Genomic DNA, 14,773 nt, shown 5'->3' on the forward strand with positions numbered 1-14,773 from the left:
CGGCGCTAGGTTTCAGAATGTTTCACGTGAAACATTCTGAAACCTACAACGGCCGTTTTTGGGCCATCCCGGTTTTCCTCGGCAGCTTGATCGAGGGCTGGCCGGTTTTCTCAAAGCAGATGATGCGGCGGCACGTATCGCCGAGCGACACGGTGCGGTCAGACGAAAGCTTCATGCCGAGACGCTCTTGCAGCGTGAGTGCATGCTCGAATTCTTCGTCCGATACGTTCGCTTTATAGCAAACCAATCTGCCTCCGTCCTGAAGCAGGGGGCTCGCAAGTTCCATGAGAACCGACAGCTGCGCGAGCGCTCGAGCGGTGACCACCGTACATGCAGTAGGCATCTCGCGCGCAAGATCCTCAATACGACCGGTGTACACCTCTACATTGGTCAATCCCAGCTCCTTCACCATCGATGCAAGGATCGCTGTCTTCTTGCCGACCGAATCTGCGAGCAGCGTTTCACGGCCGGTCTCGATTGCAAGGGGTATGCCGGGATATCCTGCTCCCGATCCAATGTCGATCAAACGGCCCATAGGCGCGTCCTGAACTTCTGGAAGCCCAACAAGGGAGTCTTCCACATGCAGAAGCATACCCTCGTCCCAAGTCGATATGCGCGTGATGTTGGTGGTTTTGTTCGCTTCGATAACCAATTCTAAATGGCGCTTCAAAAGTTCGTCGTGCATTTCCAACTCCTCTACGTTGATATGCCCTCAGTATAAAGGAATGTTTCACGTGAAACATTCCCAGCATGGTGTTTCCAATGTTTCACGTGAAACATTCAGGCACGAAAAAGCCCGCACCTTTCGATGCGGGCTTCCAAATTCGGGTCGTTCTGTGCGTTCGCGTTAACGGGGGAGGATCACCACGTGCCGAGCGCTGCCTTCACCTTCGGACGCAGTCTCCACGCGATCGTCATCGCGCAGGCAGATATGCACGATACGGCGCTCGTACGGCGTCATCGGACGCAGCTTGATGCTGCGGTTTTGACCGGCCGCTCGGTTCGCCGAAGAACGCGCGATCGACTCGAGCTTCTCACGCTGGCGGCTCTTGTAACCCTCGACGTCCACGATGACCGGGTAGCGGAACCCGATGGTGCGCACGGTGATCGCCGAGACAAGGAACTGCAGCGCATCAAGCGTTTTGCCGTGACGGCCGATGAGCACCGCCAGATCATCGCCCGTGATATCGAGGATCAGCTCACCCTCGTCGCCCTCGTACTCGTCGATGGTCACTTCGCCCACATCGAAGTACTTGAGGATATCCTGAAGCGCGCCGATCGCCGTATCGGCAATGCGATCGAGATCCTCATCGGTCAGTTCGGAGGGTTCCTCATCAAGAGGCTTCTCATCAACCAATTCTTCAGCCATGGCAGACTCCTCAATGTTTCACGTGAAACAATCGCTGTTACTTGCGCTTCGTCGTATCCTTCTTGGTAGGACGCGGCTTCTTCTGCTTACGGGTCACGTCAACCTCGATAGGCTTCACCTCGATGGTCTCGGCAGCCTCGGCATCGCGCTTCTTCATGATGCGCATCGAAATCTGCTGCTGGGCGATACCCATGAGCGAGGAGGCACCCCAGAACAAAAGCACGCCGGCGGGCGAGCCCCAGCTGATCCACAGCATGAACACGCTCATGACGGCAGCCATAATCATGGTCTGCTTGCGCTGCGGGTTATCCTTGTTGCCCATCTGCATGAGAACCATAGGCAAAAACGTAGCGCCTGCGAAGATGATCATGAGGATCAAATAGGGAACAAATGTTCCAAAACCAGCGGCCATCGCCTCAGAGGGCTTCATAACCAAGCTGGGAACCAGGTTGTAGAACTCGTACGTCGTACCCGACGTACGCGAGCCCATCTCGCTGAGCACCTGGAACAGCGCCATGAAGATAGGCATCTGCAGCAGCATGGGCAGGCAGCCGGCAAGCGGGTTGAACTTCACTTCCGCGTACAGCTTCTGCATTTCCTCCTGCAAGCGCGGCTGGTCGTCGGCATACTTGCGCTGCAGCTCCTGCATGAGCGGCTGCACCTTCTGCATCTGGAATGACGACTTGGTCTGCTTGTGCATCAAAGGCGAGATCAAGATACGGAAGATGACCGTGACGATGATGATGGCCAGGCCCCAGTCGCCGCAGAAGTTGTAGAAGAATTGGATGATGTCGAATATCCAATCCTTAAATACGTCCCACATGTTCAGTTGTTCCTTCCTCTATACCAAAGAAGCTCGTGCGACGACACCTCAAGGAACAGGATCGTAGCCGTGCGAACCCCCCGGACGACAACGCAGCACACGCTTGACCGTGAGCTTGAGGCCCCGGCAGAACCCGTAGCGTTGGAACGCAACGAGCCCGTACTCGGAGCACGTCGGCGTGAAACGACAGCAGGAAGGGAACAGAGGAGAAATGGCAGCTCGGTAGAAGGTGATGAGAAACACCGCCAGTTTGCACGGCACTTGCTTCAGAAAAGCTTTCATCCCTCTCGTCCCTAACGTAATTCAGCTCGTTTCAACGCCTCGGCACATGCTGTATGCACTTTACTATAAGAACTCCTCATGATGCCCGACTTCGCGAGAAATATCACATCATAGCCCGCCCAAGGACCGCCCAGCTCATGGCAGATGGCTCGCATGCGCCGTTTGGCGCTGTTGCGCCATACCGCGTTCCCCGACTTTTTACCCGCAATAAAAGCAACACGACCTTGCTGGCCGTGCTGCTTCGTGGGTAACACTATGAACGTAAGGTACGGCGTATGTAGACGCTTGCCGCATGAGAACAGATCGGAGATATCCCCGCGGGATTTGATGGTCTCCAACCTAAAGCTCTCTTTACACGCAGAGACGCTTGCGCCCCTTGGCGCGGCGAGCGGCCAGCACCTTGCGGCCACCCTTCGTCGACATACGAGCACGGAAACCGTGGCACTTAGCCCGCTTACGAGTGTTAGGTTGATACGTGCGCTTCATATTGATTCCCTTTCATGGTTTTAGAGCAACCTCGAAAGTATAGCTCACGTTACCGGGGAGTCAAGGAAAACTCACAAGATGGGTTCATCATTTTTTCCAGGTCGGCTCGAATAGACCTGACGCGCGCGATGAGCGTTTCAACGTGGAAAATCTCGAAAGGATGTTCTGAATGCCCTCAACCGACCCAGGGGTGTTCATTTTTCGCCCCGTTTTCCCCTTTGCTGCTCAGTGAAATTGTGGAAAATGTTGAAAACTCGCGTTTCATTCGAGAGGCATTGTGGAAATCTCCAACGTCATCGGTTTGTCAAGAGATGATTTCTCAAAATTTTACAGGCCTCTCATCAGGCATTAAAGGTGATCATAGATATTAACAAAGGTTTGACCTGGTGTTTTACTCTATCAACACAAAGAGTTATTCATGCGACCGGGCAAGACGTTACGCGTTCTTCACGCGAATGAAGCCAAACGGTCATGTTCCATTTGAAGCAGGATTTTTCCGTCAGAACGCGTTCCGAGCCGAAATCTATCAACATTTTTGCACGGTTTTCACCAACGTTCGTACGTTTTCCAGAAAGCATTCTTCAACGTTTTCCACATTTTCTGAATAGAAAGTGGAAAACGTTGAAAAGCCCATGTGGAAAGCTATGTGAGATTTAGGAAAGAATGAATGTCTTAGTTTGAATACTATGAATTCCCCAGGTGGATAGATTCGGAAACGAAAAAAGGCTACAATGCCATTGAATGTCACTGAAAAATGCTGAATATCGAATCTGAAAACGGAACACCATTGGACAACCAGATTGAAAAAGCAGATCATCAGGATGAATCCGCTGATGAAGGCTTGGAGTCGTTCGACTACACGCACGTGCATGCCGTGGCGCGCATCGCGTTGTACGACGATCTCCGAAGCGCTCCGCGTGTAACGGAGATACATCCGGCACCGACGGCTGAATTCATTGAAAGCCTCGCATCGAAAATTTATGAACAGGCGAAAAACGCGGGAGGGACCATTCCGTACACCGTCATCCGCGAGGTGTCGGAAAACTTCATCCATGCGCGATTCGCCGAAGCGACCGTCTCGATCCTCGACGACGGCAACACCATACGGTTCGCCGACCAGGGCCCGGGCATACCTTATAAGGATCAAGCGCAGATCCCTGGGTTCACGTCGGCCATCGAGCCGATGAAGCACTATATACGCGGCGTAGGGTCGGGGCTTCCCATCGTGAAGGAGTACCTCGACTTCTCGCACGGCACCATCACCATCGAAGACAACCTGGGGACAGGCGCCGTGGTCACCATCAGCCTGCGCGCCGGAGAGACGGCGTCGCCGAGCGCCGACCTGCCTCCACTGGAGCCCGCCTACCCGGTGCGCGACCTGGCGCCGCAGCCGCAGCAGCAGGTGCAGCCGCAGCAGCAAGCCCCCTTGCAACAGCCCGCCTACCCGGTGCAATACGGCTACGGGAACCCTCCGTACCCCCAGGAAGCCGCCCCCGCCCCGGTTCCCGCTCGACCGCCGTACGGATACGAGCCCGAGCCCCAGTACGTGCCTCCTCGTTACGCGCAAGATCCGTACGCGGCGGGAAACCCCTACTATCCCCAGGCCGGGATGCCGGCGTACCGTGGACAGAACATGGCCGCCCAGCACTCCATGGCGCCGCTCATCCCGCCGCTGTCGCAGCGTGAGCGCGACTTCCTGCCTATATTCCTCAACGAGGGAGCGCTGGGCGTCACGGACCTGTCGCGCCTGACGGGCGTGCCGCAATCGAGCACGTACGTGACGCTGTCCAAGCTCGAAGAGTCGGGACTCATCGAGAAAACGGTCGGGCAGAAGCGCATTCTGACCGATCTTGGTTACCACGTGGCAAATTCCCTATAGTACAATCAAGGCGGCGGCGGGTGGCTCCCGCTCGACGCCGGCGAATGTTTCACGTGAAACATTCGCGGTGCCCCCAGCAAGGAAGCAAGCTATGAACAGCGAAAAACTCGAGCAGGTCTGGTCGGAAGTTTGCGACCAGGTTAAAAGCTACAACAACATCGACCCCTCGCAGATCAACGCGTTCTTCTCGCGTCTGCATCCTCAGGCCATGAGCGACGGGTTCCTCATGGTCACCGCCGACAACGACTTCATCAGGACGTGGATCGAGCGACACTACGTCGAATTCATCAAGCGAGCGCTGAACGACCTGTACCATATGCCGTTCACGGTGATCATCGAAGTGGACATCACGGCAACCGAACAGGCCGCCGCTCCGACGCCAGCGCCCGCACCGGCCCCGGCGGCCTGTTCGGTTGCCGTGATGTCCACTTCGATGATCACCGTGAACGGCATATGGTACAGGTGCGGCTCCGGCCCCCGCACCTACAGCCGCGCCAGCCTCCGCGCCGAGCGCCGAAGCCGTGCGCGACGAGGGAGGCGGGGAAGCGGGGGGCGAAGAACCGCGTCCTCGCGAGATCGCACTCGACGGGCCCGACAGCCCGGCCTCCACGCTCACGTTCGAGAACTTCGTCATCGGAGACTCGAACCGCATGGCGTACTCCATGGCCGTGGCCGTGGCCGAGATGCCGGGTAAGGCCCACCTCAACCCGCTGTTCATCTACGGCAAGTCGGGCTTGGGGAAAACGCACCTCATGCGCGCCATCCAGAACTATATCAACGAGACGATGCCGCAGCTGTCCACCATCTACGTCGACTCGGCCGAGCTGCTGAGCGACTACATGGAAGCCAGCGCCGCGCACGACAAGCAGAAGTCCAGCTACAAGAACTTCAAGACGCGCTACGAAGAGGCTGACGTCCTGCTCATCGACGACGTCCAGTACCTGCAGGGCAAGAAGCAGACGCTCGACATCGTGTTCCAGATATTCAACAAGCTAACCAGCCAGGGCCGCCAGGTAGTGCTGTCGGCAGACCGCGCGCCGAAGAACATCGATATCGACGAGCGCTATCGCAGCCGCTTCAACTCGGGCGGGACGTTCGACATCCAGCCTCCCGAGATCGAGACGAAGCTGGGCATCGTGAAGAGCTTCGTGGACGAGTACCGCGAGTCGGAAGGATCGTCCGATTTCAACATCCCCGACGACATCCAGATGTACATCGCCGAAAGTTCGAGCTCCAACATCCGCGAGCTGAAGAGCGCCGTCACGAAGGTGATCTATCAGATGACGTTCTTCAACCAGCCCAACCTCAAGCTGGACGACGTGCGCACGTTGCTGGAGAACCATTTTACCGGCGGCCCGTCGAGACGCCTCACCATCGCCGACATCCAAAAGGAAGTGGAGAACTTCTACAAGGTGAGCCACGCCGACCTCGTAGGCAAGAAGCGCACGCGCAACATCATCTACGCGCGGCAGATCGCTATCTATTTATGTCGTCAGATGCTCGACCTGCCGTTCAACGACATCGGCAAGAAGTTCAACCGCGATCACTCCACCGTGATGTACTCGGTGACGAACGTCGAGGAGAAGATGAAGGAGAACCGCGAGCTGCGCGAGGAGCTGGAAGCCCTGCGCGGGCTCATCAACGAGATGTAGCGTACGCACGTACGGCGGAAAGATGACTGAAACATGACTGACAAGTTGCCGAAAAGTGGTACACCCCTATGGAAAGATAATAAAGGCGATAATTGATGTTGAGGGAGGGTACCCGATCTACACGTTCGATTTAGGAAGAATTCTTAACGTTGACGTGCAGGAACGTGAGTTATCCACATTTCCACCGTCCTTATTATTACAACTATTAAAACCTTAGATATATTTAAAGAAGAGCAAGAACAAAGGGCAAAACCGAAAACCGCGCAAACCGAAGTCATACCGATCATGCGCAATGTTTCACGTGAAACATTCGAACCTCTATAATGGCGGAAGCGCTCGCTGCTTCTAGAGAAAGGGAACGTCTTGAAATTCAGCATCAACCAATCGGAATTGCAGAACGCTTTATCGGTGGTGCTCAAAGGCATCGCAACCCGATCGACGCTTCCCATCCTGTCGGGCATCTATCTCGACGCGCACGACGACACGCTCACGCTTCAGGCGACCGACCTCGAGCTGTCCATTCAATACTCGGTGTCGGCGCTCATCGAGGAGACGGGCAAGGCCGTGGTGCCCGGCAAGCTGTTCTCAGAGATCGTGAAGAACCTGCCTGACGCGGCCGTGCACGTCGAAGCCGCGGACGATTCGGCGGTCATCACCTGCGACACCGCGTCGTTCTCCATCAAGACGCTCGACGCCGAAGATTTCCCCGGGTTCCCGCATGTGGACGTTCAGCAGGAAGTGTCCATCCCGTTCTCGCAGTTCTCGTCGATGGTTAAGCGCGTCGCGCGCGTCGTGTCGAAGGACGAGAGCCGCGCCATCCTCACGGGCGTGCTCATCACGCTGGAGGGCACCACGCTCAAGATGGTGGCCACCGACTCGTACCGCCTCGCCATCACCGAGGCCGAGCTTCCCGACGCGGCCGTCGAGGAATTCCAGGCGGTCATCTCGGGATCGTTCTTGCAGGAGATCTCGTCGCTGCCGCGATCGGAGGACGACCTCAAGCTGGCGCTGGCCGAGAACCAGATCGTGGTGACGTACCACGACACCGTGTTCATCAACCGACGTCTCGAGGGAAACTTCCCGAACTACCGTCAGCTGCTGCCCGATTCCTATGCCACGCGCGTGAGCATGGACGTAGGGCACCTCGTGGCTGGCGTGAAGCGCACGTCGCTCTTGGGTCAGACCAGCTCGCCGGTGCGCTTCGACATCAACATGGCGTCGCAGACCGTGCAGCTGTCCGCCGTCGCGCAGGACGTGGGCTCGGCTCAGGAGACGCTGTCGTGCGCCGGCGAGGGCGAGGACGTGGAGATCGCGTTCAACTACGCGTACGTGCTGGACGGCCTGTCCTCGGTGAACACCGATAACGTGTTCCTCGAGGTGCAATCGTCGATGAAGCCCGGCATCTTCAAGGCCGACGAGGGAGAGAACTTCCTCTACCTCGTCATGCCCGTGCGCATCGCGTAAGGACGCGCGCGCCCTGCCGTGGATCTGTCCATCACCCATATCTCGTTCCTGAACTTCCGCAGCTACGAGCGGTTCGACTTGGACGGCGTCGGTCCGCTCACGGTGCTCGTGGGCCCGAACGCGGTGGGCAAGACGAACGTTATCGAGGGCGTCGGTCTGCTCACGGCCCAGTCGTCGTTCCGTCACGCGCCTGTCGACCAGCTCGTGCGCGCGGGGTCGTCCTTCGGGCGCCTCTCCGCCGACGTCACCGACGGCAGCCGTCAGCTCGAGCTGACGGTTCAGCTGTCCGAGGGCAAGAAGAAGCACCTGCTGAACGGCAAGGCGAAACGCACGGCCGACCTGAAGGGCCTCGTGCCGTCCGTCACGTTCACGCCGGACGACCTCGAGCTGGCGAAGGGGTCCATGACGGTGCGCCGAGGCGCGCTCGACGCGCTGGGCTCGCAGCTCTCGGCGAACCACTACCTGATCCGCCGCGACTACGAGAAGGTGCTGCGCCATAAGAACCGCCTGCTCAAGGACGAGGCTCCGGCCGCACTCGTGGAGGCAATGAACGAGACCCTCATCACGTGCGGCGCGCAGCTTTCGTGTTACCGCGCGGCGCTGTTCGAGAAGCTGGCGGCATCGATGGCGTCGTACTACGCCGAGATCACCGACGGCACCGAACACCTCGAGGCGGGCTTCACGCCTTCGTGGGAGGAGCACGATCCCCTCGCGTTCGCAACGCACACGTTCGGCCGCGACGAGGCACGCGCTTCGCTGACCGACGCCCTCGCACGGCGCGGCGGCGAGGAGCGCGTGCGGCATCGCTCGCTCGTGGGGCCGCATGCCGACCGCATCGAGTTCTTCATCGACGGTAAGAACGCTGCGCTGTTCGGCAGCCAGGGCCAGCAGCGTTCGGTGGTGCTGGCGTTCAAGCTGGCAGAGGCCACGCTCATCCAGGACATCCTGCGCCAGAAGCCCGTCTTGCTGCTCGACGACGTGATGAGCGAGTTGGACGCCGCGCGCCGCCGCGCGCTCGTCGCATTCATCTCGGGCGACATCCAGACGTTCATCACCACCACGAACCTCGCCTATTTCGATGACGATCTTCTGGATGCCGCGCGCATCGTGGAACTGGGGAGGAATCGCGTATGAGGAGGCTGGGCGAGAGCATCAACGAGCTCGTGACCGTGCTGGCGGCGGGCGACGATGCATCGCGCAAGGCGCAGCGCGCCGCCGCGGTGAACGTGGCGTGGCGCAATGCGGTCGAAGCCGTATACAAGGACGCCGCCGAGATGGTGCTCGACCACGTGAACGCCGTGTACATCATGGCTGCCGACGAGGTGGTGAAGGGCGCGCCGACGAAGGCCTCGCACACGGGAACCGGTGCCCAGCTCGTGGTATATTCCGATGACAGCCTCATCCGATCGGACCTCGACGCGCGTCAGGAATTCCTCAAGATGAAGCTCAAAGAGCAGGGCGAGCATGTGGAGACGTTCAAGATCCTGCCATCGCGCTTCGACATGAAAGCCCGCCACCCTTTCCGCCGTGCGGAATCGAGCGGCGGCGGAGGGCGGCCCCCGCGCCCGACGAGCGACGAGGCCCCGCGAGCGCCTTTGACCCCCGAGGAGCAAGCGGCGCTTGAGGCCAGCGTGGACGCGGTAGAGAGCCCGACGGTGCGGCGAGCCCTCGAGAGGGCGATACGTGCCGATAAACATCGCATCTAGCATCGTTATGCGAAAAATAACGTTCGAATTGAAGATCGCCCCTTCTAGGCCTGTTAGAACCCTTCACAAGTGATGGATTTTATTGGTATCAAGAAGCAGGTATGGTAAAATTTGCAGGTTGGCGCGAATCGGCGCTGCACTCACACATCGCACTACAAAAGGAGCATGTCAGTGGCAAACAAACCTGACCATTACGACGGTTCTGACATTCAGGTCCTCGAGGGCCTGGAAGCGGTCCGCAAGCGTCCGGGCATGTATATCGGCTCGACGGGCCCGCGCGGTTTGCATCACCTGGTGTACGAGGTCGTCGACAACGGCGTCGACGAGGCCCTCGCCGGTTTCTGCGACGAGATCAAGGTGTGGATTCACGCGGACAACTCGATCACGGTCGACGACAACGGGCGCGGCATCCCCATCGACAAGCACCCGAAAGAGAAGATCCCCACCGTCGAGGTGGTGCTCACCATCCTCCACGCCGGCGGCAAGTTCGGCGGCGAGGGCTACAAGGTGTCCGGCGGCCTGCACGGCGTGGGCGTTTCCGTCGTGAACGCGTTGTCCTCGCACGTCGAGGTCAAGGTGCGCAAGGAAGGCAAGGAGTACTTCATCGCCTTCGATCGCGGAAAGACTTCCGAGAAGCTGCGCGAGCTGGGGCCCACGAAGCGGGGCAACGGCACGACGGTGTCCTTCTGGCCCGACCCTGAGATCTTCACCGAGACGACCGTCTTCGACTACGACACCCTGGCGAACCGTTTCCGCGAGATGGCGTTCCTCAACAAGGGGCTCAAGATCGTGCTGTACGACGAGCGCGTCACCGACGCCGACGGCAACCCGCGCACCGAGGTGTTCCAGTACGCCGGCGGCATCGTCGACTTCGTGAAGTTCCTCAACGAGGGCAAGGAAACGCTCAACAAGCCCATCTACTTCGAAGCCGAGAACGACGATGGCACGGTCGAGGTGGCCATGCAGTGGTCCACCTCGTACTCCACGAACTCCGTCATGGCGTTCGCGAACAACATCAACACGCACGAGGGCGGCACGCACCTCGACGGCTTCAAGCAGGCCGTCACGCGCACCATCAACGAGTACGCCCGCGCCAAGGGCATCCTCAAGGAGAAGGATTCCAACCTCTCCGGCGACGATACGCGCGAGGGCTGCGCGGCCATCGTGTCCGTGAAGCTGCACGACCCGCAGTTCGAGGGCCAGACGAAGACGAAGCTCGGCAACACCGAGATCCGCCCGCTCGTGCAGAACGCCGTGACCCAGGGCCTCGCCGAGTACCTCGAGGAGAACCCGACCCCGGCCAAGCGCATCATCGGCAAGGCGACCCAGGCCCTCAAGGCCCGCGAAGCCGCCCGCAAGGCGCGCGAGATGACGCGCCGCAAGGGCGTGCTCGACTCGTTCGCGCTGCCCGGCAAGCTGGCGGACTGCTCGTCCAAGACCCCGGAGAACTCCGAAATCTTCATCGTAGAGGGCGATTCCGCAGGCGGCTCGGCCAAGCAGGCCCGCGACCGCAAGACGCAGGCCATCCTGCCCTTGCGCGGCAAGATCCTCAACGTGGAGCGCGCCGGTTTGCATCGCTCGCTGTCGTCGGACACCATCAGCTCGCTGATCACGGCTATCGGCACGAACATCGGCGACGACTTCGACGCCGACCAGTCGCGCTACCACCGCATCATCATCATGACCGACGCCGACGTCGACGGCGCGCACATCCGCATCCTGCTGCTGACGTTCTTCTACCGTTACATGCCGGAGCTCATCAACCGCGGCTACATCTACATCGCGCAGCCGCCCATCTTCGGCCTCAAGAAGAAGAACTCGCGCTCGCCGAAGATCGAACGCTACATCTACGACGAGAGCGCGCTGAGCTCGGTGCTGGCCGAGTACGACGACCCGAACAAGTTCGACGTGCAGCGCTACAAGGGCCTCGGCGAGATGGACCCGGACCAGCTGTGGGAGACCACGATGGAGCCGGCTACCCGCACGCTGTTGCAGGTGAGCATCGACGACGCCGCCGAAGCCGAGCGCGTGGTGAGCGACCTCATGGGCGACCAGGTGGAGCCGCGCAAGGAGTTCATCCAGAAGCACGCGCGCGACGTCCGATTCCTGGACATTTAAGGAGAAGCTAAGTGGCAGACAACAACGATTCTTTCGACGAGTTTTTGAATCGCGCCGAAGAGGACTACGACGCGGGCGATATCGAAGCGGCCGAGCAGTCCGATGAAGACGACGTCCTCGACGACGTTGAGGACGACGGGGACGAGTCGCGTCCCGGCGCGTTCGTGTCCGAGGAGAACAAGGCGCGTTCGCTGATCGACATGTCGAAGATTGCGAACCCCCACGGCTCCATCGTCGAGGGCGCCAACGGCGGCGAGGGCACGATCGTGCGCTCGGCCTACCTCGGCAAGGAGATGCAGACGTCGTTCCTGGAATACGCCATGAGCGTTATCGTCTCGCGCGCCCTGCCGGACGTGCGCGACGGCCTCAAGCCGGTCCATCGCCGCATCCTGTACGCCATGAACGAGTCGGGTTACACGCCGAACCGTCCGCACATGAAATCGGCCCGTACGGTCGGCGACGTCATCGGCAAGTACCACCCGCACGGCGACTCCGCCGTGTACGACACGATGGTGCGCTTGGCCCAGCCGTTCTCGATGCGCGTGCCGCTGGTGGACGGCCACGGCAACTTCGGCTCCATCGACGGCGACGGCGCGGCCGCCATGCGTTACACCGAGTCGCGTCTCGACAAGGTGGCCATGGAGCTGTTGCGCGACCTTGAAAAAGAGACGGTCGACTTCCAGCCGAACTACGACGAGAGCCTCGAGGAGCCCACGGTTCTTCCCGCGCGCTTCCCGAACCTGCTGGTGAACGGCTCGCAGGGCATCGCCGTCGGCATGGCGACGAACATCCCGCCGCACAACCTGGGCGAGACGATCGACGCCACGTGCCTCATGCTGGACGACCCCGACATCACCACCGAAGAGCTTATGAAGGCGCTGCCCGGACCGGACTTCCCCACCGGCGGCATCATCATGGGCAAGAAGGGCATCCGCGACGCGTACGAGACGGGCCGCGGCTCGCTGACCGTGCGCGCGAAGTGCAAGGTGGAGGAAGGCAAGAACGGCCGCAGCTCCATCGTGGTCACCGAGATTCCCTACCAGGTGAACCGCCAGCGCCTGCTGGAGAAGCTGGGCGAGCTCGTCCGCGAGAAGAAGCTGCCCGAGATCAGCAACATCCACGACGGCGCCGACCGCCACGGCATCGACATCATCATCGACCTCAAGAAGGACGCCATCCCCCAGGTGGTGCTCAACAAGCTGTACAAGCACACGCAGCTGCAGGTGGGCTTCGGCGTGATCATGCTGTCGCTCGTCGACGGCGCGCCGCGCGTGCTGTCGCTCAAGGAGATGCTGCACTACTACATCGCGCACCAGGAGGAGGTCATCGTCCGTCGTACGCGTTACGAGCTGGCGAAGGCCGAAGAGCGCGCGCATATCCTCGAAGGCTTGATCATCGCGCTCGACAACATCGATGAGATCATCCACATCATCCGCTCGTCGCAGACCGACAAGGAAGCCGCCGAGCGCATGACCGAGCGCTTCGCCTTGACGGACAAGCAGACCGCCGCCATCCTCGAGATGCGCCTGCGCCGCCTCACCGGCTTGGAGCATCAGAAGATCGAAGACGAGTTGAAAGAGCTGCTGGAGAAGATCGCCTACTACAAGCGCGTGCTCTCCGATGACAAGCTCGTGCACGAGATCATCAAGGAAGAGCTGCTCGAGGTGAAGAAGAAGTTCGGCAGCCCGCGCCGCACGCTGCTGTCCGAGGCGGCGAAGGACCTCGACGTCGAGGACCTCATCGCCGAGGAGAGCATGGTCGTCACGATGACGAAGGCCGGCTACGTGAAGCGCCTGCCCGTGGCCACCTACCGCCAGCAGAAGCGCGGCGGCAAGGGCATGCAGGGCGTGAACCTCAAGGACAACGACTACGTGGAGCACCTGTTCGTGGCATCCACGCACTCCTACATGCTGTTCTTCTCCACGAAGGGCAAGGTGTATCGCCTGAAGGTGTACGAGCTTCCCGAGGCGTCGCGCCATGCGCGCGGCACGGCCATCGTGAACCTGCTGCCGCTTGAGAAGGGCGAGACGATCTCGGCCGTCATCGCGACGAAGGACTTCCCGTCCGACGAGTACCTCATGTTCGCCACCGAGCACGGCATGGTGAAGAAGACGTCGATGGACCTGTACGACCGCACCCGCCGCGACGGCCTCATCGCCATCAGCCTCAAGGACAACGACCGCCTCATCTCGGTGAAGCGCGTCGCCCAGGGCGAGAAGGTGCTCATGGTGTCGTCGGCCGGCAAGGCCATCATGTGGGACGAAGGCGAAGTGCGCGCGATGGGTCGCGACACGATGGGCGTGCGCGGCATGAACGTGCCGCCGATCGCCAAGGTGCTGGGCATGGAGATCGCGCAGCCCGACACCGACCTGTTCGTCATCACCGAGAAGGGTTACGGCAAGCGCACCCCCATCGCCGAGTACCCCGAGCACCATCGCGGCGGCCAGGGCGTGTTCACCATCACGATGACTGAGAAGAAGGGCCTGCTGGCCGTCATGAAGATCGTCGGCGAAGACGACGAGATCATGATCATGTCCGAAGAGGGTGTGTGCGTACGCACCCCGGTGTCGGGCATCTCCGAGCTCGGGCGCTCCACGCAGGGCGTGTGCGTGATGAAGACGGCCGACAAGGACCGTGTGACCGCGGTGGCCATTTCGAGCCGCGGCAAGAAGAAGAAAGCCTCCGGCGCGCAAGTCGAAGGTGAGGAGCTCGACGAGAGCGCGATCGACGAGCTTGAAGACGGCGGCGAAGTCGGGGCTGCCGAGATCGAAGCGGTCGAGGCGAGCGAGCCGACCGAAGAGTAACGAGCACCACGAAAAGGGCCCCGCATTGCGGGGCCCTTGCTTCGCCCTCCCCGAGTGTTTCACGTGAAACGTTTCGTGCTGCCACCCCTCCCGCCGATTCGAGCGGCGATGGAGGAGCCGCTTACGCAAACCGCCGCCGAAGCGCGCGGCAAGGGCGAAGTCGGGGCCTCTATGCGGCACCAGCCTGAGG

12 protein-coding genes and 1 pseudogene are annotated in these 14,773 nt (G+C 60.3%); 7 read left to right on the top strand and 6 right to left on the bottom strand.

What is annotated here, in order from left to right:
- Nucleotides 1-43: 43 nt before the first annotated feature.
- The 6 genes from rsmG to rpmH all read right to left on the bottom strand — a co-directional run bounded on the left by rsmG (nucleotide 44) and on the right by rpmH (nucleotide 2,960).
- Nucleotides 44-685: a 16S rRNA (guanine(527)-N(7))-methyltransferase RsmG gene (rsmG, locus tag C1A15_RS02350; RefSeq protein ID WP_101721088.1), complete on the bottom strand. Its 642-nt coding sequence runs from the start codon at nucleotides 683-685 to the stop codon at nucleotides 44-46.
- Nucleotides 686-847: 162 nt separating this feature from the next.
- Nucleotides 848-1,369, bottom strand: coding sequence for a Jag family protein (locus C1A15_RS02355; protein WP_101721089.1), 522 nt, complete (start codon nucleotides 1,367-1,369; stop codon nucleotides 848-850).
- Between the two features lie 37 nt (nucleotides 1,370-1,406).
- Nucleotides 1,407-2,192, bottom strand: coding sequence for a YidC/Oxa1 family membrane protein insertase (locus tag C1A15_RS02360; protein ID WP_101721090.1), 786 nt, complete (start codon nucleotides 2,190-2,192; stop codon nucleotides 1,407-1,409).
- A 48-nt stretch (nucleotides 2,193-2,240) separates the two neighbouring features.
- The gene (gene yidD, locus C1A15_RS02365; protein WP_101721091.1) at nucleotides 2,241-2,474 is read right to left on the bottom strand and encodes a membrane protein insertion efficiency factor YidD; all 234 of its coding nucleotides are present in this window, start codon (nucleotides 2,472-2,474) and stop codon (nucleotides 2,241-2,243) included.
- A gap of 11 nt (nucleotides 2,475-2,485) precedes the next feature.
- Nucleotides 2,486-2,812, bottom strand: a complete 327-nt coding sequence (gene rnpA / locus C1A15_RS02370; RefSeq protein WP_101721092.1) for a ribonuclease P protein component — start codon at nucleotides 2,810-2,812, stop codon at nucleotides 2,486-2,488.
- A gap of 13 nt (nucleotides 2,813-2,825) precedes the next feature.
- On the bottom strand, nucleotides 2,826-2,960 hold the full coding sequence (gene rpmH, locus C1A15_RS02375; RefSeq protein ID WP_013981168.1) for a 50S ribosomal protein L34: 135 nt from the start codon (nucleotides 2,958-2,960) through the stop codon (nucleotides 2,826-2,828).
- Nucleotides 2,961-3,747: 787 nt separating this feature from the next.
- Between rpmH and C1A15_RS02380 the strand changes: the two genes are divergently transcribed.
- The 7 genes and pseudogenes from C1A15_RS02380 (at nucleotide 3,748) to gyrA (ending at nucleotide 14,583) form a co-directional block, all read left to right on the top strand.
- On the top strand, nucleotides 3,748-4,839 hold the full coding sequence (locus tag C1A15_RS02380) for an ATP-binding protein (protein ID WP_245864880.1): 1,092 nt from the start codon (nucleotides 3,748-3,750) through the stop codon (nucleotides 4,837-4,839).
- 91 nt (nucleotides 4,840-4,930) lie between these two features.
- A pseudogene (dnaA, locus tag C1A15_RS02385) lies at nucleotides 4,931-6,491 on the top strand (chromosomal replication initiator protein DnaA).
- A gap of 363 nt (nucleotides 6,492-6,854) precedes the next feature.
- Complete coding sequence (dnaN, locus tag C1A15_RS02390; protein ID WP_101721094.1) at nucleotides 6,855-7,955, top strand: DNA polymerase III subunit beta; 1,101 nt, start codon at nucleotides 6,855-6,857, stop codon at nucleotides 7,953-7,955.
- 18 nt (nucleotides 7,956-7,973) lie between these two features.
- Complete coding sequence (gene recF / locus C1A15_RS02395; RefSeq protein WP_101721095.1) at nucleotides 7,974-9,089, top strand: DNA replication/repair protein RecF; 1,116 nt, start codon at nucleotides 7,974-7,976, stop codon at nucleotides 9,087-9,089.
- Nucleotides 9,086-9,661 (top strand): phosphoadenosine phosphosulfate sulfotransferase, encoded by a 576-nt coding sequence (locus tag C1A15_RS02400; protein WP_101721096.1) that lies wholly within the window; start codon nucleotides 9,086-9,088, stop codon nucleotides 9,659-9,661. Before recF ends, C1A15_RS02400 begins: the two co-directional genes overlap by 4 nt.
- A gap of 165 nt (nucleotides 9,662-9,826) precedes the next feature.
- Nucleotides 9,827-11,779 carry a DNA topoisomerase (ATP-hydrolyzing) subunit B gene (gyrB, locus tag C1A15_RS02405; protein ID WP_219618174.1) on the top strand — a complete coding sequence of 651 codons (1,953 nt, stop codon included), beginning with the start codon at nucleotides 9,827-9,829 and terminating at the stop codon, nucleotides 11,777-11,779.
- Between the two features lie 11 nt (nucleotides 11,780-11,790).
- A complete protein-coding gene (gyrA, locus tag C1A15_RS02410) occupies nucleotides 11,791-14,583 on the top strand; it encodes a DNA gyrase subunit A (protein ID WP_101721098.1) in 2,793 nt (930 codons plus the stop codon).
- Nucleotides 14,584-14,773: the final 190 nt, after the last annotated feature.

Source organism: Eggerthella timonensis, from assembly GCF_900184265.1.
GTDB lineage: Bacteria > Actinomycetota > Coriobacteriia > Coriobacteriales > Eggerthellaceae > Eggerthella > Eggerthella timonensis.

Bases quoted from the DNA above. Each gene is read 5' to 3' on its own strand.
- C1A15_RS02355 (WP_101721089.1), bottom strand. From the start codon at position 1,369: ATGGCTGAAGAATTGGTTGATGAGAAGCCTCTTGATGAGGAACCCTCC.
- gyrB (WP_219618174.1), top strand. From the start codon at position 9,827: ATGTCAGTGGCAAACAAACCTGACCATTACGACGGTTCTGACATTCAG.
- rsmG (WP_101721088.1), bottom strand. From the start codon at position 685: ATGCACGACGAACTTTTGAAGCGCCATTTAGAATTGGTTATCGAAGCG.
- C1A15_RS02400 (WP_101721096.1), top strand. From the start codon at position 9,086: ATGAGGAGGCTGGGCGAGAGCATCAACGAGCTCGTGACCGTGCTGGCG.
- rpmH (WP_013981168.1), bottom strand. From the start codon at position 2,960: ATGAAGCGCACGTATCAACCTAACACTCGTAAGCGGGCTAAGTGCCAC.
- yidD (WP_101721091.1), bottom strand. From the start codon at position 2,474: ATGAAAGCTTTTCTGAAGCAAGTGCCGTGCAAACTGGCGGTGTTTCTC.
- C1A15_RS02360 (WP_101721090.1), bottom strand. From the start codon at position 2,192: ATGTGGGACGTATTTAAGGATTGGATATTCGACATCATCCAATTCTTC.